This window comes from Pseudomonas sp. RG1, assembly GCF_025910115.1.
GTDB lineage: Bacteria > Pseudomonadota > Gammaproteobacteria > Pseudomonadales > Pseudomonadaceae > Aquipseudomonas > Aquipseudomonas atacamensis.
Genome location: NZ_JAPCIK010000050.1, coordinates 73,992 through 93,808, shown reverse-complemented (window position 1 = coordinate 93,808; position 19,817 = coordinate 73,992). Strand labels below are relative to the sequence as shown.

General features: G+C 61.2%; 16 protein-coding genes. 3 read left to right on the top strand and 13 right to left on the bottom strand.

Features of this window, described 5'->3' with window-relative positions; genetic code table 11:
• Positions 1 to 13: 13 nt before the first annotated feature.
• The 4 genes from OK411_RS24980 to OK411_RS24965 are packed head-to-tail and all read right to left on the bottom strand — an operon-like array spanning position 14 to position 3,988.
• Positions 14 to 1,000, bottom strand: a complete 987-nt coding sequence (locus tag OK411_RS24980; RefSeq protein WP_264365837.1) for a lysylphosphatidylglycerol synthase domain-containing protein — start codon at positions 998 to 1,000, stop codon at positions 14 to 16.
• Positions 997 to 2,271, bottom strand: coding sequence for a cardiolipin synthase ClsB (gene clsB, locus OK411_RS24975; RefSeq protein WP_264365836.1), 1,275 nt, complete (start codon positions 2,269 to 2,271; stop codon positions 997 to 999). Before clsB ends, OK411_RS24980 begins: the two co-directional genes overlap by 4 nt.
• On the bottom strand, positions 2,268 to 3,065 hold the full coding sequence (locus OK411_RS24970) for an endonuclease/exonuclease/phosphatase family protein (protein WP_056790768.1): 798 nt from the start codon (positions 3,063 to 3,065) through the stop codon (positions 2,268 to 2,270). Before OK411_RS24970 ends, clsB begins: the two co-directional genes overlap by 4 nt.
• Positions 3,062 to 3,988: a DUF72 domain-containing protein gene (locus OK411_RS24965; RefSeq protein WP_110603734.1), complete on the bottom strand. Its 927-nt coding sequence runs from the start codon at positions 3,986 to 3,988 to the stop codon at positions 3,062 to 3,064. Before OK411_RS24965 ends, OK411_RS24970 begins: the two co-directional genes overlap by 4 nt.
• 387 nt (positions 3,989 to 4,375) lie before the next feature.
• Between OK411_RS24965 and OK411_RS24960 the strand changes: the two genes are divergently transcribed.
• On the top strand, positions 4,376 to 6,478 hold the full coding sequence (locus tag OK411_RS24960; protein ID WP_243241571.1) for a mechanosensitive ion channel family protein: 2,103 nt from the start codon (positions 4,376 to 4,378) through the stop codon (positions 6,476 to 6,478).
• A gap of 114 nt (positions 6,479 to 6,592) precedes the next feature.
• On the opposite strand, the gene OK411_RS24955 is transcribed toward OK411_RS24960, so the two are convergent.
• A complete protein-coding gene (locus OK411_RS24955; RefSeq protein WP_264365835.1) occupies positions 6,593 to 10,879 on the bottom strand; it encodes a DEAD/DEAH box helicase in 4,287 nt (1,428 codons plus the stop codon).
• A gap of 276 nt (positions 10,880 to 11,155) precedes the next feature.
• Here OK411_RS24955 and OK411_RS24950 point away from each other — a divergent pair, with 276 nt between their 5' ends.
• Both OK411_RS24950 and OK411_RS24945 read left to right on the top strand, forming a co-directional pair.
• Positions 11,156 to 12,040: a sugar nucleotide-binding protein gene (locus tag OK411_RS24950; protein ID WP_038860943.1), complete on the top strand. Its 885-nt coding sequence runs from the start codon at positions 11,156 to 11,158 to the stop codon at positions 12,038 to 12,040.
• Positions 12,033 to 12,965 (top strand): NAD-dependent epimerase/dehydratase family protein, encoded by a 933-nt coding sequence (locus OK411_RS24945; protein WP_264365834.1) that lies wholly within the window; start codon positions 12,033 to 12,035, stop codon positions 12,963 to 12,965. Before OK411_RS24950 ends, OK411_RS24945 begins: the two co-directional genes overlap by 8 nt.
• A 357-nt stretch (positions 12,966 to 13,322) precedes the next feature.
• On the opposite strand, the gene OK411_RS24940 is transcribed toward OK411_RS24945, so the two are convergent.
• From OK411_RS24940 to OK411_RS24905, 8 genes are all read right to left on the bottom strand, one after another.
• A complete protein-coding gene (locus OK411_RS24940; protein WP_016772968.1) occupies positions 13,323 to 14,021 on the bottom strand; it encodes an OmpW/AlkL family protein in 699 nt (232 codons plus the stop codon).
• 222 nt (positions 14,022 to 14,243) lie between these two features.
• Complete coding sequence (locus tag OK411_RS24935; protein ID WP_024014502.1) at positions 14,244 to 14,762, bottom strand: DUF3299 domain-containing protein; 519 nt, start codon at positions 14,760 to 14,762, stop codon at positions 14,244 to 14,246.
• Between the two features lie 11 nt (positions 14,763 to 14,773).
• Positions 14,774 to 16,039 (bottom strand): ABC transporter permease, encoded by a 1,266-nt coding sequence (locus tag OK411_RS24930; RefSeq protein WP_122747507.1) that lies wholly within the window; start codon positions 16,037 to 16,039, stop codon positions 14,774 to 14,776.
• A 1-nt stretch (position 16,040) separates the two neighbouring features.
• The gene (locus OK411_RS24925; protein WP_110603835.1) at positions 16,041 to 16,751 is read right to left on the bottom strand and encodes an ABC transporter ATP-binding protein; all 711 of its coding nucleotides are present in this window, start codon (positions 16,749 to 16,751) and stop codon (positions 16,041 to 16,043) included.
• A gap of 139 nt (positions 16,752 to 16,890) precedes the next feature.
• Complete coding sequence (locus OK411_RS24920) at positions 16,891 to 17,484, bottom strand: DUF2796 domain-containing protein (protein WP_056790744.1); 594 nt, start codon at positions 17,482 to 17,484, stop codon at positions 16,891 to 16,893.
• Between the two features lie 155 nt (positions 17,485 to 17,639).
• Positions 17,640 to 18,206, bottom strand: a complete 567-nt coding sequence (locus OK411_RS24915; protein WP_038860944.1) for a hypothetical protein — start codon at positions 18,204 to 18,206, stop codon at positions 17,640 to 17,642.
• Positions 18,203 to 19,150 carry a CHAP domain-containing protein gene (locus OK411_RS24910; protein ID WP_264365833.1) on the bottom strand — a complete coding sequence of 316 codons (948 nt, stop codon included), beginning with the start codon at positions 19,148 to 19,150 and terminating at the stop codon, positions 18,203 to 18,205. Before OK411_RS24910 ends, OK411_RS24915 begins: the two co-directional genes overlap by 4 nt.
• Positions 19,147 to 19,728, bottom strand: a complete 582-nt coding sequence (locus tag OK411_RS24905) for a PAAR domain-containing protein (RefSeq protein WP_225914395.1) — start codon at positions 19,726 to 19,728, stop codon at positions 19,147 to 19,149. The genes OK411_RS24910 and OK411_RS24905 overlap by 4 nt, the downstream gene beginning before the upstream one ends.
• Positions 19,729 to 19,817: the final 89 nt, after the last annotated feature.

Genomic DNA, 19,817 nt, shown 5'->3' with positions numbered 1-19,817 from the left:
CAGCAATGCATGGTCAGGAAGGTTTCTTCTCGATCCGCAACGCCTTGGCCTTGGCTTCCACCACCAGATACATCACCACCGTAATCAACAGCGGCAGCAGAAAATAGATCGCCCGATACGCCAGCAATCCCGCGACCAGACTGCCGCGCGATGCCTCGTGCTGTAGCAGGGCCACAAACACAGCTTCCAGCACACCCAGCCCCGCCGGAATGTGCGTGATGACCCCGGCAATCGCGCTGATCAACAGCACGCCGAGCACCAGCGGATAATCCAGTTTGCTTGGCAGCAGAGTGAAGATCACCGCCGCCATCAGCGACCAGTTCAACGCGCCCAAAAGCAACTGCAGCACCGCCATGCGCAGCGACGGCAAATTGATTTCCACGCCGCGTATCGACCACTCGCGGCGCTTGGAAAACTGACACGCCGCCAGATAGCCGGCACTGACCAGCAGCAATAACACCCCGACCAGTTGCAAGGCCGAACTGCTGAGTTTCCACCCCGGCGGCATACTCACCAGACCGCTGCTGAACACTACGCCAGCGATGGTCATGTAGCCGAACCAGTTGGTCGCCAGGCTCAGGCCAAGAATCTTGGCGATGTTGCCTTTGCTTACGCCCAGCCGCGAATACAGGCGATAGCGCATGGCGATGCCGCCGACCCAGGCGCTGAGATTGAGGTTGAAGGCGTAGCTGATGATGCCCACCGGCAGGATCTGCTTCCAGGTCAGATCCTGACGAATGTAAGTGCGGCCAATCAGGTCGAAACTGGCGTACACCAGAAAGCTCAGCAACGTCAGGCTGGCGGCGATGATCAGCGTGCGCACCTTGAAATCGGCGAGGGTCTCCAGCACCTCGGCCCATTCGATGCGGGTGGCGAACATCGTCAGCAGGACGATCAGCGCGAGGAAAAACAGGATGGTCAGCGGACGTTTCCAGCGGCTCCATTTCGACGGCGCCGCTTGTGCCGAATGGGTATCAGAATGGACTTCGGAATGACTCATGGACGCGCACCTCGGAAAGGCTTCAGACGCGGTTTATGCGCCGGCAGCCAACCGGCCATGGCCGGGAAGTGCCGCAGGAAGTGGAACACCAGAAAGCCCACGGTCATGTGCCAGATGCGCCCACGCGGCAACAGCTTGGCGTCCATGGCTTTGCAGTGGTTCTGGCTGAGGTCTTCGAGGCGCTCGTACAGGTGCTGATTGAACGCGCGGTCGCGGATCAGCACGTTGGCTTCCAGATTCAGCGACAGGCTCAGCGGGTCGAGATTGCTCGAGCCGACGGTGCTCCAGTCTTCGTCGACCAGCGCGACCTTGCCGTGCAGCGGGCGCTGGCAGTATTCGTGAATCTGCACGCCGGCGCGCAGCAGATAATCGTAGGTCATGCGCGCTGCCAGTTTGGCTACGAGCATGTCCGGCTGGCCTTGCAGAATCAGCCGCACATCGACGCCGCGGCGGGCGGCGTTGCGGATTTCACGCAGCAACCGGTAACCGGGGAAGAAGTAGGCGTTGGCGATGATTACCCGGCGCTTGGCCTTGCGCAGCACCTGCAAATACACGTCTTCGATATCGGTGTTGTGTTGATCGTTATCGCGGAACACCAGGCGCACCTGGCCGTCGTGGTCGGTGAAGGCCATTTCCTCCAGACGCTGGCGCCGGCGCTGCCACCAGAACCGCGCGCGTCCGGGACGACCGCTTTGCAACAGGGCGAAGTGATGGATATCGGCGACCACCGGGCCCTGGATCTCCACCGAGTAATCCTGCTTGGCTTCAGGGCCGAAATCGGCCAGGTGATCGCCGGAAAAATTGATCCCGCCAATGAACGCGATCAAACCATCGACCACCACGATCTTGCGGTGCAAGCGGCGGAACCAGTTGGTGCGAATGCCGAGGTGCTTGGGCGCCGGATCGAAGATTTGCAAGTGCACGCCGGCATCGCTCAAGGCCGACAGATAGCCGGTGCTCAGCTCGCCACAGCCGAAGCCGTCGAGGCTGACCGTGGTGCGCACGCCACGCTGGGCGGCTTCGATGAGGATTTGCTGCAACTCGGCACCGACCTTGTCTTCGAAAACGATGAAGGTCTCCAGCAGGATTTCGCTCTTGGCTGCGCGCATCGCTTCGAACACGCGGGGGAAATATTCCTCGCCGTTCTCCAGCAGCTCTACGCGGTTGTTGCTGTGCCATTGATACTCGACGTCAACGTGGCCGGGCTCGCGCACGGGCGGGTTCAGCGGGACCGGGTCGACGGCAGATTTTTCCAGTGGCGCACTGTTCATAGTTCAATCTCCACCGATAACGGTGCGTGGTCGGAAAGGTGTGACCAGGGCCGGTTGGTCAATACTTTTGGCCGGCTGGCCTTGAGGTTGCGTACGTAGATGCGGTCGAGTCGTAGCGCTGGCAACCGCGCGGGAAAACTGCGCGCGGGCTTGCCGTACTGCTCGGCGAACACTTCGCGCAGGCCACAGGGCTTGAGCTGCGCATCGGCACGCTGGCGCCAGTCGTTGAAATCGCCAGCGACGATCACTGGGGCATCGGCGGGCAATTCGGCGAGACGTTGCATCAGCAGATCCAGTTGCGCATTGCGGTGGCTCTCGCGCAGGCCCAGATGCACGCAGATCGCGTGCACTTCGGTGCCGTCGCCAGGCAGGCGCAGCACGCAATGCAACAGGCCGCGGTTCTCATGGCCGCTGATCGACACGTCGAGGTTGTCGTGGCGGATGATCTGGAATTTCGACAACAGCGCATTGCCGTGATCGCCCGCCGGGTACACGGCGTTGCGCCCGTAGGCGAACTGCGGCCAGAGGCTGTCGGCGAGAAACTCGTATTGCGGCATCGTCGGCCAGTTGTCGTAGCGTTTCGGATGCTGCTCGTGCGTGCCGTGGACTTCCTGCAGAAACACCACGTCGGCGGCGACACTGCGCACCGCTTCACGCAGCTCCGGCAGAATGAAACGCCGGTTCAGCGCGGTGAAGCCCTTGTGGGTGTTGACCGTCAGTACGGTGAAGGTGCGCACCGAGGGCGCAACCACGGAGCCTTCGTCGGTGAAACCGACCGGTTCGGGAATACTCATGACAGAACTCCTTCTGCGGCAACTTGCCCGGGAGTCGTGGCGAGGTCTTTATCGAGGTCGAAGTGCTGCAAGAGGTTGCGTGCGTCGTAGGGCGCGCGGACTTTGATGTCGTTGTCAAAGTAGCAGAATACTTCGCGGGATTTGCGGGCGCGGGGTTTCAGGCGTGGCGCTATCAGGTGGGCGTCCTCTGGCTGTTTACCGTGATGCCAGGCGTCGATGCGCTCGGCCCAGCGCTTGAGCGCTTGTTCGGAATAGCCGCTGGCGTAGAGCTCTTCGGCGCCATGCAAACGCAGGTAGACAAAGTCGCTGGTGAGGTCTTCGCGGTACGGCCATTTGCCGGCGGTGTCGGCGACCACCAGAGCCACGTTATGGCGCTTGAGCAGGCGTACGAACTCCGGGTCGATGAAACTTTCATGGCGGATTTCCACGGCATGGCGCAGTGGCTTCTTGCGCCAGGCTTTGACGCTGGCGTGGCCGGGCAGATGCGAATCGTGCTGGCGGGCGAGGGCGGCTGCGGCTTGGGTGTCGTGGGGCAGCTGCGCGAGAAACTGGTCGAAACGCTCGGCGTCGAATTTGAAGTTTGGCGGAAACTGCCAGAGGATCGGCCCGAGTTTTTCCTTCAGCTCCAGCACGCCCGAGGCAAAGAAATTCGCCAGCGGTTTTTCGATTTCGCGCAAGCGGCGCACGTGGGTGATGAAGCGCGGCGCCTTGACGCTGAACACGAAGTCATCAGGGGTTTCGGCGTACCACTGGGCGTAACGTTCAGGGCGTTGCAGGGCGTAGAACGATCCATTGATTTCGATGCTGTTGACCGCGCGGGAGGCGAACTGCAATTCGCGCTTCTGCGCCAGTCCCTTCGGGTAGAAATCCCCGCGCCACGGGGCGTAGCGCCAGCCTGAAATACCGATGTGAATCGTCGCCATCCCATCCTCCCGTAGAAAGTCCTCGTGTTGCCGATGTTCTGTGATGACTGCGGCGGGGGCGGGAAAGTTTCGGTGGTGTTACGGACGGTCGCGGGTGAAGCGAAGATCAAGAGCTTACCCCCTCACCCCAACCCTCTCCCCCAAGGGGGCGAGGGGGAAGGGAGCAGATCTTCATGCCTCCTGAAATCGCGTACGACTGTGAAGGGAGCAGATCTGCATGGTGTTCAGGACTTGAGTTCGACTCAAGACGTGCAGGTGGTGATTTTGGTCAGGCAACTCGGTCGGCTCCCTCTCCTGGGGGAGAGGGCTGGGGTGAGGGGGCTCTTGAACTTGCCGCGCAATTACCGATCAGTTCCTTACCAGGGTCAGCCACGGGAGATCGAAGCTTTGCGCAATTTCAGGATCGCCATTCTGCTGGGAGCGCTGCTGTGCTTCGGCGTCAACGCATCGCAAGCCGCCGCGCTACCGGGCGTTCCGGCTGCCGCCGATACGGCGGAAAAACCTGCCGAACCGGAACCGCTGGTGCAGGGCGGTCTGCTTGGGGCGATCAGTACGAGCATCGACGATGTGCAGGAAAAACTCGACCTCAACGAACACCTGGTCGATGCCTGGCGGCTGCGCGCCGACCGCGCGGCGGATGAGGTCGATCGGCTGGTCAAGCAACCGTCAAACCGCTCGGGCTGGAGCGTGGCCGGGGATTTCCTCACGTTGTCGGGAGTCTGGCTGGGCAGTTTCGCCCTGCTCACCGTGCTCGGCAGTCTGTTGGCCAAGCGTCTGCGTGAGGGCCGCTGGTTGCGCACCCGCCAGCGCAGTCAGGATCTGCTCGGCTACGTGCTGCCTTACACCGTGCCGGCGCTGATCTGCCTGCCGCTGACACTGTATGTCAGCCATTTTCTGCAAGCTTCGGTGGGCCGCGCGCTGGCGCTGTGTCTGGCCTATGCCACCAGCAGCGGCATTTTTTCCACGTCGATGTTGTTGTGCGTGGTGGTGATGTTCAACGTCGGCCACAAGCGCGCCGCCGCGCGAATCATCCGTGAATACTGCCCGCGCCCGCTGTTCCTGATCGGCTTTCTCGCCGCCCTCAGCGATGCCCTGACCAGCCCGCAGATCGCCCGACAATTGGGCGGCAATATCACCAGCAGCATCGCCGTGTTCACCGGGCTGATCGCCTCGGTCATCTTCGGTTTGCTGGTGATTCGCCTGCGCCGGCCCGTGGCGCATCTGATCCGCAATCGCCCGCTCACTCAGCGTTTGAAACAACCGTCGCTGCAGGAGTCGCTGCGGATATTTTCCGGGCTGTGGTACTGGCCGATCGTGCTGATGGTGCTGGTCTCGGCAGTCAGCCTGATCGGCATCGGCGAGGACAATCAGAAAGCCCTGCGCTGCGCCTTGTTCACTACCGTGCTGCTGATCGCCACGGTGTTTCTCAGCACGGTGTTGCAGCACCTGTTCAAATCACGCAAGGCCGAGGCGATCCAGCGCAGCAGTGCCTACAAGGAACGTTTTCTCAGCCTGTTGCATGCGTTGCTGCGGATCGTCATGGCGATTGTGTTCATCGATATTCTCGGGCGGATCTGGGGCGTGTCGCTGCTCGATTTCGCCCAGAGCAGCACGGTCGGCCGGGCGATCAGCAATGCCTTGAGCAGCATCGGTCTGATCTTCCTGGTGACGTGGCTGCTGTGGGTGGTGCTCGACACGGCGATTCAGGAAGCGCTGAAACCGCCGCTGAGCAAACGCGCGGCACGCCAGCCGAGCACGCGGGTAAAAACCATCCTGCCGCTGCTGCGCAACGCGATCAAAATCATCCTCGTGGTGATCTGCGCGATTACCACCATGGCCAACCTCGGCATCAACGTCGCGCCGCTACTGGCCGGTGCGGGCGTGGTCGGTCTGGCGATCGGTTTCGGTTCGCAGCAATTGGTGCAGGACGTCATCACCGGGCTGTTCATCATCATCGAAGACACCCTGTCGATCGGCGACTGGGTGGTGCTTGATTCCGGCCACGCCGGCACCGTGGAAGGTTTGACCATCCGCACCCTGCGCCTGCGTGATGGCAAAGGCTTTGTGCACTCGGTGCCGTTCGGCCAGATCAAGGCTGTGACCAACCAATCGCGCCAGTTCGCCTTCGCATTTTTCTCGGTGCAGTTCACTTACGACACCGATGTCGACAGAGCCATCGAGCTGATCCGCGAGGCCGGCGATTCGATCCGCGAAGATCCGTTCCTCAAGTACAACCTGCAAGGGCCGCTGGATGTGTTTGGCGTGGACAAAATGGATCTCAACGGCGTGGTGTTGACGGCGCAATTCCGCACGGTGTCCGGTGGGCAATATGCGGTGAGCCGCGCGTTCAACCAGCGCTTGAAGAAGCTTGTGGATAACACACCGAATGTGCATTTTGCGCAGACTTATCCACAGCAGGTTCTGTTGCCGAAGCGGCAGGAGGAGGGGGCGGTGGTTGCGGGTGAGGTGCCGCAGGAGTCGCGGACCTGAAGCATAATTTTGGGGTGGAGGGCCGGCCATTCGCGAGCAGGCTCGCTCCCACAGGGGAAACGGGATTGAACTGTGGGAGCGAGCCTGCTCGCGAAGACGCCGGTGCGAACACTCTCAATGCCGGATCAGCTTGGCATGCAGTTGTCCCATGGCTATCGGATCCAGCTCTACCCAAACCTGCTGCTTGCCGGCAATCACCGCCGCCACCGCCACCCCATCGCGATACACCAGCCGATTGCTCACCAGCGCCGGCACTTTCACCCCGGGCAACAACGTCCCGGCCAGATTCAGCGGATCAACCCCACACACCGCCACCAGGCTGCCGTCCTGCGGGCGTCGGCGTACTTCGCGCAGCAAGGGAATGGCTTCGGGCAAGGCAAACTGCTCGCCAGCCAGACCACTGACAAACCGCCCGCCACGAATCTCGCCCCGCGCCTCCAGACGATGAAAGGTGCGCAGCAATTCCCGCCAGCTCGGCAACCAGTCCGCTTCGCGTTCCAGCAGACGCCAGAACACCACGCCGTAGCGGCGCAGCAGGGTCATGGCGACGTGTTCGAGTGTCTCGGCGGCATCGGCTGACGAACCCCGGCGCAGTAATGCCCAGCGCCCGGCATCGTCCATGCCGCCGATAAACGCCCCGCGTCCGCGTCGACTGCTGCGCTGCTGGCGCTTGCTTGCAGGAGTGATTAGCGCACGCAAGCCGGCGAAGCTGTCGGCGTTCACCAAACCTGCGGCGACCAGTTCCTGCAGGGCGATTTCCAGTTCGCTGCGCAGCAGGCGCGCTTCATGAATCAACTCATCGAAAAACAGCGCGCCATGCTGACTCAGCGCCTCAAAGACTTTCTGTGTTTTCGGCGATAACTCGCTCACTGGCGTTCGTTCCGCCAATGCACTCCACAAACCCACCTGGCTACGCGGCAGCAGCACAATCGGTGTACTGCGCAATGCCGAGCCGCTGACCTTCTGCCGCGCATTGATGCGCGTCCACACCAGTTTGCCGTTGCGGCACAGTTCGTCCAGCCAGCTCGGCGAATAGTCCTTGAGGCGCGCCGGCAGGATGTCGCTGTCCCACGCCGAAGCTGCCGCCGGGTAGCCTTCGAACTGGCCGACAATCGCCGGCAGCACCGCACTGCCCTGACCTTGGGTGGCCGGCGTCAGATGCTGCCAGTCGAACAGAAAACGCATGAAGTCCTGCAATGCCACCGGTTCGATTTCCCGGCGCAGGCGCTTGACTGTGTAGCGATGGATGCGCGCCAGCAGATGGCGTTCGCACCATTCTTCAATCCCGCTGTTCGGCGTGAACTGGCCGCGCAACACATAGCCTTCGCGTTCCAGTTGCGCGAGGGCCTGATTGACTTGCGCAACTGGCAGGGCGAGCGGCTCGGCAATGGCGGGCAACGGGATTGGCCCAAAGGCGCCGAGGCGGGCGCGGATCACTTCGACCAGCGCCTCATCGAATGCCCACGTATCGTCGAATCCGGGCAGCGCGACTGCTGCGCTTGCCAACGTCGCCTGTGGATAAAGTGCTTGTAGGCAACTCAAGCGTTCGCGGGCCAGCCATAACTGATGCTCGGCATCGATCTGCAACAGGCAGGCGCGGCCGCTGGCCATCAGCGTTTGCAGCCAGTCCGGCCAACCCGCGTTGGCGCGGGCTTCGGCGTCGCTGATGCAGGCGAGGCTCATCAGCGCTTCGTGCATTTCGTCCATGGAATTGGGCGACGGCCAGGCTTCTTCGCGCACTGCGGTGATCGCATCGGCGTCCAGCGCGCCGAGATCATCGGTCGACTGCGGATCGCTCCAGCGTCGATTGATCACCGCTTGCGTGCGGCGTTCCTCCAGCGGCGCGTCGTCGAGAAACGTGTACGGCCGGGCGCTGAGGATTTCTGCCGCCAGTGGTGACGGAGCAGGCAGATCACGGGCGATCAGGCGCACCTCGCCACGCTCCATGCGCCGCAGCAGGGTCAGCCAGCCTTCGCTGTCCATCGCTTCGTGCAGGCAATCGTCGAGGGTCTGTTCCACCAGCGGATGTTCGGGGACTTCGCGCTCGCCGGCGAGGTTTTCCAGGCAGGCGATCTGGTCGGGGAAGACGCTGGCGATGAGGTCTTCGCTCTTCATCCGTTGCAGTTGCGGAGCGACTTTGCGCCCGCCGGTGAAGCGCGGCAACGCCAGCGCCACCCCGGCATTCCAGCGCCAGCGCACGCCGAACAACGGAGCATCAAGCACGGCTTGAATGAGCGTGTGTTCAGCGCTGTTGCTGTGCAGGTAACGCCAGACTTCGTCGAGCTCGAAGCTGTGACTGGTGGACAGCGACAGCACGATCGCGTCTTCGCTGGCGGCGGCCTGCAATTCGAAGTTGAAGGTGCGACAGAAACGCTTGCGCAGGGCCAGGCCCCAGGCGCGGTTGATGCGGCTGCCGAACGGCGTGTGAATGATCAGTTGGGTGCCGCCGGACTCGTCGAAAAACCGCTCCATCAACAGCGTGTCCTGCGAGGGCAGGGCGCCGAGGGTTTGCCGTGCGCGCGCCAGATATTCGACCAGTTGCTCGGCGCTGGCGAGGTTGAGGCCGAGTGTGGTGGTCAGCCAGTCGAGCGCCGGTTGCAGATTGCCGGGGCTGGCGCTGAGCAGCTCATCCAGCTGCGCTTGCAGGCGCGCGACTGCCGCCGACAGTTCATCACTGCGCCCCGGCGCTTCGCCGAGCCAGAACGGAATGGTCGGCGGCATGCCCTGCGCATCCTCGACCCGCACTTTGCCGCTTTCTACCCGCAGGATGCGATACGAGGTATTGCCGAGCTGGAACACGTCGCCGGCGATACTTTCCACGGCGAAATCTTCGTTGACGCTGCCGATGTTCAAGCCCTGGGGTTCCAGCAGCACGCTGTAGTCGGCGTTGTCCGGGATGGTGCCGCCACTGGTCACGGCGGTCAGTTGCGCGCCACGCCGGCCACGCAAGGTGCGACTGACGGCATCGCGGTGCAGGTAGGCGCTGCGGATGCCTTGGCGGCCGTTGTAACCCTCGGCGAGCATGCTCAGCAGGGCCTGATAGTGTTTTTCATCGAGGTCGCGATACGGCCAGGCTCGGCGGAACATCGCCAGCAACGCGTCCTCCGACCATTCCTGGCTACTGACCTCGGCAATGATCTGCTGCGCCAGCACGTCCAGCGGCTTTTCCGGAATCTGCAGCGTATCGAGCTCGCCCCGGCGCACGCAGTCGAGCAGGGCGGCGCACTCGATCAGGTCGTCGCGGGTGGTGGCGAACAAACGCCCCTTGGGCGTGCCGCCGACCTGATGTCCGGAACGGCCAACCCTTTGCAGAAACGCAGCAATCGAACGCGGCGAACTGATCTGGCAGACCAGGTCGACTTCACCGATATCGATGCCCAGTTCAAGTGATGCCGTGGCGATCAGCACCTGCAGCTCGCCGCGCTTGAGCCGTTGTTCGGCGTCGAGGCGAAACTCCTTGGCCAGGCTGCCATGGTGCGCCGCCACGGCCTGCTTGCCGAGGCGTTCGCTCAGATGCCGGCTGAGGCGCTCGGCAAGGCGTCGGGTGTTGACGAAAATCAGCGTGGTGCGGTGCTCGCGGGCGAGTTTGGCGAGGCGCTCGTACACCAGTTCCCAGACATCGTTGGCCATTACTGCCGACAGCGGCACCGGCGGCACTTCGATGCCGAGGTCTCGTGGACGGGCGTGGCCTATGTCGACGATTTCGCAGGGGCGATCGTGACCGACCAGGAATTGCGCCACGGCTTCTACCGGCTTCTGCGTGGCGGACAGGCCGATGCGGGTCAGCGGTTCGGCGCAGAGTGCTTGCAAACGCTCGAGGCTCAAGGACAGATGACTGCCGCGCTTGCCGGCGGCCATGGCGTGGATTTCGTCAATGATCACCGTGCGCGTGGTGCCGAGCATCCTGCGCCCGGATTCTGAGCCGAGCAGCACGTACAGCGATTCCGGGGTGGTGACCAGAATGTGCGGCGCGGTCTTGCGCATGGCGGCGCGGTCTTTCTGCGGCGTGTCGCCAGTGCGTACGGCGGTGGTGATGGTCAGCTCCGGCAGGCCCATTTCGCGCAATTGCGCGGTAATGCCAGCGAGCGGATTCTGCAGGTTGATCTGAATGTCGTTGGACAGTGCCTTCAACGGCGAGACATAGACCACCAGGGTTTCGGCGGGCAAACCGTCAGGATGCTCAAGACCTCGGTGCACAAGCTCATCGAGCACAGCGAGGAACGCGGTCAGAGTCTTGCCCGAGCCGGTGGGCGCGGCGATCAGCGTCGACCGGCGCTGGCGGATCAACGGCCACGCACGGGCCTGAGCGGCGGTGACCGCCGGGAAAGTCTTGTTGAACCAGGCGCTGACGGCGGGGTGAAAGCCGGCCAGCGCACTGGTGGCGGGGAGGGGCAGATTCATGACTGAAGTTATGCGGGCGGGGGCGGGAAGATGCAAGTACCGTTCGGACGCCTTCGCGAGCAGGCTCGCTCCCACCTTGGAACCCGGTCCCCTGTGGGAGCGAGCCTGCTCGCGATAGCGCCAGTGAGGGCGATACAAATCCCCGCATCTACACTTTACGGATGACGGTTGCGCACTAAACCCGCAAAATGCAACGATTCCGGCAATTATCGACGACGGTTCCACGAGAACCGTCGCCAAAGCCATCGTTCCAATCAGACTGGGCCTGCTGACTCTATGCGAATGCGCCTTATGTTACTGGGCGGCGGAAATGCCCTTGGGCAGGCGCTGATTCGCCTCGGTGCGGAAGAAGACATCGGTTTCCTCGCCCCCCGCCCGCCCGAAAACGGCTGGGATGCCGCGAGCCTCACCCAACTGCTCGACGACACCCGTCCCGATGCGTTGATCAACCTCGCCTACTATTTCGACTGGTTCCAGGCCGAGAGCGTCAGCGAAAGCCGCATGAGCGGTCAGGAACGCGCCATCGAGCGGCTGGCCGAACTGTGCCAGCACCACAACATTGTCCTCGTGCAGCCGTCGAGCTATCGCGTGTTCGACGGCTCGCGGGCCACGGCCTACAGCGAAAAAGACGAACCGGTGCCGCTGGGCCTGCGCGGTCAGGCCTTATGGCGCATCGAGCAAAGCGTGCGCGCGACCTGCCCGCAACATGTGCTGCTGCGTTTCGGTTGGCTGCTCGACGACAGTCCGGACGGCACCCTCGGGCGCTTCCTCGCCCGTGCGGAACAACCCGAAGAGTTGCTGCTGGCCGATGATCGTCGCGGTAATCCGACTCCGGTCGATGACGCCGCGCGAGTGATCATCTCCGTGCTCAAGCAACTCGACTGCGCCGCGCCGCTGTGGGGCACTTACCATTACGCCGGCCACGAAGCGACCACACCGCTGGCGCTGGGCCAGGCGATTCTCACCGAAGCACGCAGCCTGCATCCGCTGGCGATCGAAGCACCGACCGCGCAGGCCCACGCCGCGCGCCCGGACGCCGCCGAAGAACCGCAACACGCGGTGCTGGCTTGCAAGAAAATTCTCCACACTTTCGGGATCAAGCCGCGCGCCTGGCGTGCCGCGCTCCCGGGTCTACTGGACAGGTTCTATCGACATGGCTGAAGGAACGGTTCTAATCACTGGCGGCGCCGGATTCATCGGCTCGCACCTGACCGATGCCTTGCTCGCCAAGGGCTATGCGGTACGCGTGCTTGACGATCTGTCGACCGGCAAGCGCAGCAACCTGCCGCTGGACAATCCCAAGGTTGAACTGGTGGTCGGCGATGTCGCTGATGCCGCTTTGGTCGCCCGCACCATGCAAGGCTGCAACGCTGTCGCGCATCTCGCGGCCGTGGCCTCGGTGCAGGCCTCGGTGGACGATCCGGTGAAAACCCACCAGAGCAATTTCATTGGCACCCTGAATGTCTGCGAAGCCATGCGCCTGGCCGGGGTCAAACGTGTGGTGTACGCCTCCAGCGCGGCGGTGTACGGCAACAATGGCGAGGGCGAGTCGATTGATGAAGACACGCCAAAAGCGCCGCTGACACCCTATGCCTCGGACAAACTGGCCGGTGAGCAGTACTTCGATTTCTACCGTCGCCAGCATGGCCTGGAACCGGCAATTTTTCGCTTCTTCAACATCTTCGGCCCACGCCAGGATCCGTCCTCGCCGTATTCCGGGGTGATCAGCATTTTCAGCGAGCGCGCCTCGAAGGGTTTGCCGATCACCGTGTTTGGCGATGGCGAGCAGACTCGCGATTTCCTCTATGTCGGTGATCTGGTCGATTTGCTGGTGCAGGCGCTGGAAAAGCCTGATGTACAGGAAGGCGCGGTCAATGTTGGCTGGAATCAGGCGATGAGCCTGAAGCAGATGCTCGAAGCATTGAAATCAGTGGTCGGTGAACTGCCGCCCGTGAGTTACGGGCCGGCGCGTTCGGGTGATATCCGCCATTCGCGAGCCGATAACCGACGCTTGCTGCAGCGCTTCGAAATGCCGCCGCAGACGCCGATGAGTGTGGGCTTGGCGCGCTTGCTCGGGCGCTCCTGAGAAGCCCCTCACCCTAGCCCTCTCCCAGGGGAGAGGGAACTGACTGAGGTGTTTGTGAGAAGTACGCCGACTTGCGATACCCAGTCGAACTCAGGTTTTGAACAACACACAAATCGGCTCCCTCTCCCCCGGGAGAGGGCTGGGGTGAGGGGCCCGGGCCTCCAACGCCCCACATGACTCAGCACCAAATGAAAAAGGCGCCTTTCAACAGGCGCCTTTTTCACGGCCGGAATATCGCTACTCCTGTGGCGAGGGAACATTGTCCCCCGATCGACTGCGTACGGTCTTCGTCAGGTCTGTGCCTGCCCGCCACCAAGCCTCATTCACCACCACGTGAACGTTCAGTAAAAAATCGGCTTAGAACTTATAGCCCAGACCGACCATGTAGATGAACGGATCGACATCCACATTCACCCGTGCGCGGGTGCCGGGGGCGACGGCGTTGTTCTCGACGGTCGCGCGGGTGTCGATATCGATGTAGCGCACCTGGGCGTTGAGCATGATGTTGTCGGTGATCATGTAGTCGGCGCCGACCTGCCAGGCCAGGCCCCAGGAGTTTTTCGCCTTGAAGTTGCTGAAACCGTTGGCGCTGGCTTCGCTGCCGACGTGTTCGTCGTAGATCCAGGTGTAGTTGATGCCACCACCCACATACGGCTGGAAGGCCGATTTCGAATCCAGCGGGTAGTAGACGACGCTGAGGGTCGGCGGCAGGTGTTTCAGGGTGCCGAGCTTGCCGTTGGCGGCGGGCAGGGCGGTGCCCTTGAGCTTGACGTCATGCTCGAACGGCGTGGCTGCCAGCAGTTCGATACCGATGTTGTTGGTGAGCATGTAGGCGAAGTTCAGGCCCAGTTGGGTGTCGCTGCTCATGGTCGCCTTGCCGCCCAGATTGGTGCCGCTCAGCGGACCCTGATCGACCTTGACGCTGGAGCTGTCGGCCTTCGGGTTGACGGTGATCGCACCGGCGCGCACAAGGATGTCACCGGCTTCGTGGGCGTGGGCGAGCGGGGCTGCGAGCGCGAGGGCAAACAGCGAGGCGCTGAGCAAGGACTTGTTCATGGGGGCTCCGAAAAGGACATAAAAATTCGATGTCCTAGGGTACGAAGCCGTCTGATACGGTGTTTTGACTCAGCTCAATGAAACAGTGAAGGGGCTGGGTTTCTGTGAAACCTTTGAAGGCCTATTCGCGAGCAGGCTCGCTCCCACCTTGGAATGTGATCACCTGTGGGAGCGAGCCTGCTCGCGAAGACGATAGACCAGCCAATACAAAACTACCGGGAATTACTCCGGCAGTTCATACGCATAAATCTTCTCCGCCTCCATCTGATACCCGGCATCGGCCAGCTCACTGCTCGAGGCTTTCACCTGCAACGGTCCTTCAACCCAGTACGGCTGATACAGCTCATCAAGCTTCACGCCCAGTTCGCTTTTCACATGGACGATCTGGTTCGACGGCGGTGGCGGTACGTGGATGCAGGCGCCGAAATACGGCACCAGCAAAAAGTCGGTAGTGCGCCCCTCTTCACTGACTTCCAGCGGCACGATGTAACCGGGCAGGCGAATGTTCTGTCCGTCGAGGCTCTTCACTACCGGCGCATTCGGCATGTCTTGCTTGGCCGCCGGCGCGGACTCGGCGGAGAGTGCGTCGCCCATCTTCGACAGGTCGTGCAGCGGGGTCATGTTGGGTACTTCCGGCGCGGCGTCCGGCGGGATCATTTCCGACCAGGTCAGGTCTTTCGGCGCCGCCGCCCACACGGGCAGGGCGACCAGCATCAGCAGCGCAAGCAGGGCGCGGGGCATGGTGAACATCCTCATAAACGGATCGACAGGCCATCGGCCAGGGATTGGCGATACGCGCGCCAGGCCGGCACGCTGCCCATCAGCAGCGCGGCCGCCAGAATGCCACCGAGCAGCGTCCATTCATACTCGCTCGGCCATGCCAGCGGCAGGTACAAACCGTAATTGGCCTGCACGTACCCTTGCGCAGCGGCGATGCCGATGTACAGCAGCGCCAGCCCGGCAATCACCCCGGTCAGCGCCAGGGCGAAAGCTTCCAGCACCAGCAGACTTGCGATGTGCCACGGCCGCGCGCCCACCGAACGCAGAATCGCCATCTCGCGGCGACGTTCGTTGAGGCTGGTGAGAATCGCCGTGAGCATGCCGATCAGCCCTGTCAGCACAACGAACAGCGAGACCACGAACAAGGCTTTCTCGGCCGTACTCATCAGGCTCCACAATTCCTGCAAGGCCACGCCCGGCAGGATCGCCAGCATCGGTTCGCCACGGTACTCGTTGATCTCGCGCTGCAAGGCAAAGGTGGAAATCTTGCTGTTGAGGCCGAGCATGAACGCGGTGATCGCTTGCGGGGTCAGGTCCATGTTGCGCGCCTGATCAGCGCTGATCCGCCCGTTGCCGCGCGCCGGCACACCGTTGTGCCAGTCGATGTGGATCGCCTCCATGCCGCCGAGGCTGATGTGCAACGTGCGGTCCACCGGGGTGCCGGTACGCTGGAGGATGCCGACCACGGTGAAGGGTTTGTCGTCGTGCTTGACCAGGCTGATCGCCGCCACGCCGTGGGCCAGTACCAGTTTGTCGCCGAGCTTGTAGTGCAGCGCTTCGGCGACTTCGGCACCGAGCACCACTTCGAAAGGATCGGTGGCAAACGCGCGACCGTCGGCCAATGCCAAGTGTTGCTGGCGCCCGTACTGGTAGTGCTGGAAATAGGCTTCGGTGGTGCCCATCACGCGATAGCCGCGATGGGAATCGCCCAGGGACATGGGGATTGCCCACTTCACTTTCGGGTTGTTGGCGAAGTGTTCAAAGCTGTCCCAGCGAATATTGTTGGTAGCGTTGCCGATGCGGAACACCGAATACAGCAGCAGGTTTACCGACCCCGAACGAGCACCGACGATCAGGTCAGTGCCGCTGATGGTGCTGGCGAAACTGGCCTTGGCTTCGGTGCGCACGCGCTCGACGGCGAGCAGCAGGCACACCGACAGGGCGATGGCGAAGGCGGTGAGCAATGCGGTGAAGCGGCGGTTGGCCAGGCTGGCCATGGCCAGACGAAACAGATACATCTCAGACCTCGGCGGACGTGGCGGCGCGATTGAGTTCGGCCAGAGACAGATGACGGTCGAACAGCGGCGCCAGGCTCTGGTCATGGCTGACGAACAACAGACTTGATCCGGCCTCGCGGCACTCGGCAAACAGCAGGCGAATGAAGTTCTCGCGGGCGTCGTAATCCAGTGCCGAGGTCGGTTCGTCGGCGATCACCAGTTCCGGTTGGCCGATCAATGCGCGGGCGGCAGCGACCCGTTGTTGCTGGCCGATCGACAAGGAGTCGGCGCGGCGGCTGAGGATGCTTTCGTCTTTCAGACCCAAGTGCGCGAGCAGGGTGGCGGCGGCCTGATCGACGCTGCCGTGGCGCTGTTTCGCCCGTTGCGCACGCAGTTTCGAGAAGTGACACGGCAACTCAACGTTCTCGCGCACCGAGAGAAACGGCAGCAGGTTGAATTGCTGGAAAATGTAACCGGTGTGATCGACGCGAAACGTATCGCGCTTGCCGGCAGAGAGCTCGGTCAGCTCCTGGCCGAGCAGGCGAATGCTGCCGCGACCGGGCTTCTGCACTCCGCCGAGCAGGCCGAGCAGAGTGGTCTTGCCGCTGCCGCTGGGGCCTTTGAGGAACAGGGTTTCGCCGGCTTCCAGACGAAACGCCGGGATCTCCAGCAGCGGCGGGTGACCGGGCCAGTTGAAGCCAAGGTCGGAAAGTTCGATGAGTGCTTGGGTCATGGCACCGATTTTCATGAAGTGAACACATAACCCTGTGGGAGCGAGCCTGCTCGCGAAAGCGCTGGGTCAGACACCCACATGTCAACTGACACGCCGCCTTCGCGAGCAGGCTCGCTCCCACAGGGGATTTCGGTGGATCCTAGAATTTCAGCGCAGCCGACTTGGCCGTCACTTCGGTACCTTGCTGGCCGGTCGCGCTGATCAGTTGTACCTGAATCTTCTGCGTCGCCGGGAAGGTCTTGAAGATGTTCGTCAGGTTCAGCGTGCTCAGCGCGCCCGGTGTGGCGCAGCTGAATTGGTAATGCGCATGGATTTCGCTGTGGTCGTGGTGATGCTCGTGACCGTCCTTGTCCGCTTCATCTTCGTCGTGATCATCGGCGTCCGGCTTGTCGCCGAACAGCGGGCTTTCCAATTCCTGGCTGACCACCTTGCAACCGGCCGCAGCGGGCAGACTGAACAGGGCCAATGGTTTTTCCAGCTGCGCCCGAGCGGCAGCGACTTTGGCCTTGTCGGCATCCGACGTGGCGGCGTGTTCAAAACCGACCAGATTCATCGCCGGGCTTTCCAGCTCCAGCTCCAGGGTCTGACCGTCGAGCGCGGCGTTCAGCCGACCCACGCCATGTTCGTGAGCGCCGAGGCTGCCGTGCTCATGATCGTGATCGTGCTCATCAACCGCATGGGCAGCGGCCAGCGGCAACAGGGCAAACGGCAAAGCGAGCAGCAAACGACGCATGGCGAACTCCGAGAAAAATGAAAACTTTGTTATGTAATCTTATAACGAAAGTGCGCAGAGTGTGCCCGTGCGCTTGAGATTGCGCAAGACATGGCTAAGCACCGCCCGGGATGAGTTCGCGGGCGGTGCTGGGATTGGATGTCATGCTTGCAGAATCAGAAGCCTGCGCCGGGATAGTCGAACCAATAGTGTCCCGAAAGAACATCGTTGATCAGATTTGCGTCGAGCACGCTCGGCGCATCGCGACTGAAACGCTGTCGCCAAGCCGGAAGCCACCAGTAGTTGATGGCTGTTCCGCGCGGAAATACCACCAGAGTCAGCACCTCCTTATCCATTTTGCCCTGCGTGTAGAGTTGATGACTGCGATCCATCAGGGCCATGTACTGGTCGATTGGCAGTCTGAACATAAGTGCCATGGTGAAGATTTTTTCACTCTGACTGAACGCCGGACTCTGCAGTACCCGCAATGCTTCGCAAGTGTGTGAATTCGGTTGACTCGCTATGCTCTGGCCTTCGGGGGTTGAAAGTATGTCGAAACGATCATCCATGTCTCGCCAGTCGGTCCGGTTATTGCGCTCAAAGTAATCACGAATAACAAGGGTCAGTGGACCTGCAGTTTCCCCGTCAGCGGGACAAGCCGAAAGATCGGCAGGCAACCAGATGCGCCATGCCACGATGAGCAAAAACGGAATTATGAGGAGGAGCGAATAAGGGCGTTTCATTGTGGCGTGCTGTGTTTATAGCGTCGGAAAATAGTGAAGTCATGGTCGCTGGGATTTGCATTACCGGTCGCATGGCGAAAACCTGCGTCGTTAACTTCAACTTTTTCCCACCCTGCAGAAATGCATACGCCCTTCGTTAGAACGAAGCCGACATGGCCGCTGGCGTCGGAATAATTCATTGCGTAAGCGCCGACGTCCCCGGGCAACGGCGTGCGCTCGACTTTCCAGCTATTGAGCAATCGTTGTCCATTCGCCCATTCACCCGCAAGCGGAGGACTAACCTTGGAGAAATATGGCAGGTATTTCGATTTGCCATGTTCAATCAACGCCACGTTGACCCCAATTGCGGTCAGCACGTCGTAGACGAACAGATTGCATTTATTTGTGTTTGGTGGAAATTCCACGCTCTGCCTGAGAGTAGGGTGTGGCAGCGACTTTTTGCTTTTATTCCCTGCCCACTGTGTTGATCCCCGGTGTGACAGCGCCTCCATCAGTATCCTGCGCGGCATGTCCTGAATGACGACTTTCACCGTTCGGGTTTCATTTGTACGTTTCACACCATATTCGACTTCGTAGAACGCGTCGTTCGAGACAGCGCCGCTGGTCGTTAGCGGGACTTTTACCCACGGTGATATCGCTACGATCGAAAGAGACTTCCCTGGATTCAACGTAGCAGTGTGCATACCTTTTTTTGTACCGGAGTTCCCCACAATCTGAACCGTCACTTCGTGGGTGTCTCGGGTATTGATCGACGGTAGTTCCTTGCCCGCGAGCGTTATAGCGATCTGGCCGTTTTTGGATATCAATGAATAAATGCGAGGCCTGTCATCGTTTTGAACGATGTTGTCATCTACGACCTGACCGTCGATAAGCAGCTGAAATTTTACGCCTGGCGGTGGCTGCATCAGAAAGTCTTTAAAGATGAGTTTGATTTCCGATTTCATGACAAATCCTGTGTCAGGGGCTCTTCATAGGCATAGAAAGTCCATTCGGAATCTTCCCCTACCAACAGGGTGTCGTAATCCGAAGCGTTTTTTACCGGGTGTTCGCAGCCTTCGCCTGTGAGGTTGCAAGTGCTGTCTTGTAAAACGGCAACCTTCGCCTTGTCCTTGATTTTGTAAGCCCAACCTGGCTTTTCCGTGTCATCAAGGCGTTCGATGATGACCTGCAAGTAGCGATAAGAGGTCAGGGCAGCAATCGGTGGCCCCATGTCAATTGGAGCGGGCCGGCCAATTCCTGCGAAACCACTGTGTTGCTGAGTGAGCAGCTTATTGGTCATAGGCGGACAACCGCAGGCGACGTAGTCACCCTCTAGCGCAGCTGGTCCGGCAGGTAAAATCAGCGTTCTTTCACCCACTGCTACGATGGGGCCTTTGCCAGGCCCACAGACCGGACAACTGGCGAGTTGTCCAATGGAAGCGATTATTCTTCCTTCGATATTGAGGTTCTCATTTCCTTCAAGTATCACGCCACCTGTAGAGGTCGGGCCTCCTTTAGAGGCCAGTTTTCGTCCTGAAGACATTGGGAATCCTTCCCGCAAAAAGAGATTAATTTAGCCGATTAACCGGGAATTACCAGATGTGTTTGGCGCCCTTTACTTGGCGTTGCACA

Excerpts from the sequence above, each read along its gene's own strand:
- OK411_RS24980 (WP_264365837.1), bottom strand. The coding sequence starts at position 1,000 with ATGAGTCATTCCGAAGTCCATTCTGATACCCATTCGGCACAAGCGGCG.
- clsB (WP_264365836.1), bottom strand. The coding sequence starts at position 2,271 with ATGAACAGTGCGCCACTGGAAAAATCTGCCGTCGACCCGGTCCCGCTG.
- OK411_RS24970 (WP_056790768.1), bottom strand. The coding sequence starts at position 3,065 with ATGAGTATTCCCGAACCGGTCGGTTTCACCGACGAAGGCTCCGTGGTT.
- OK411_RS24965 (WP_110603734.1), bottom strand. The coding sequence starts at position 3,988 with ATGGCGACGATTCACATCGGTATTTCAGGCTGGCGCTACGCCCCGTGG.
- OK411_RS24955 (WP_264365835.1), bottom strand. The coding sequence starts at position 10,879 with ATGAATCTGCCCCTCCCCGCCACCAGTGCGCTGGCCGGCTTTCACCCC.
- OK411_RS24950 (WP_038860943.1), top strand. The coding sequence starts at position 11,156 with ATGCGAATGCGCCTTATGTTACTGGGCGGCGGAAATGCCCTTGGGCAG.
- OK411_RS24945 (WP_264365834.1), top strand. The coding sequence starts at position 12,033 with ATGGCTGAAGGAACGGTTCTAATCACTGGCGGCGCCGGATTCATCGGC.
- OK411_RS24940 (WP_016772968.1), bottom strand. The coding sequence starts at position 14,021 with ATGAACAAGTCCTTGCTCAGCGCCTCGCTGTTTGCCCTCGCGCTCGCA.
- OK411_RS24935 (WP_024014502.1), bottom strand. The coding sequence starts at position 14,762 with ATGCCCCGCGCCCTGCTTGCGCTGCTGATGCTGGTCGCCCTGCCCGTG.
- OK411_RS24930 (WP_122747507.1), bottom strand. The coding sequence starts at position 16,039 with ATGTATCTGTTTCGTCTGGCCATGGCCAGCCTGGCCAACCGCCGCTTC.
- OK411_RS24925 (WP_110603835.1), bottom strand. The coding sequence starts at position 16,751 with ATGACCCAAGCACTCATCGAACTTTCCGACCTTGGCTTCAACTGGCCC.
- OK411_RS24920 (WP_056790744.1), bottom strand. The coding sequence starts at position 17,484 with ATGCGTCGTTTGCTGCTCGCTTTGCCGTTTGCCCTGTTGCCGCTGGCC.
- OK411_RS24915 (WP_038860944.1), bottom strand. The coding sequence starts at position 18,206 with ATGAAACGCCCTTATTCGCTCCTCCTCATAATTCCGTTTTTGCTCATC.
- OK411_RS24910 (WP_264365833.1), bottom strand. The coding sequence starts at position 19,150 with ATGAAATCGGAAATCAAACTCATCTTTAAAGACTTTCTGATGCAGCCA.
- OK411_RS24905 (WP_225914395.1), bottom strand. The coding sequence starts at position 19,728 with ATGTCTTCAGGACGAAAACTGGCCTCTAAAGGAGGCCCGACCTCTACA.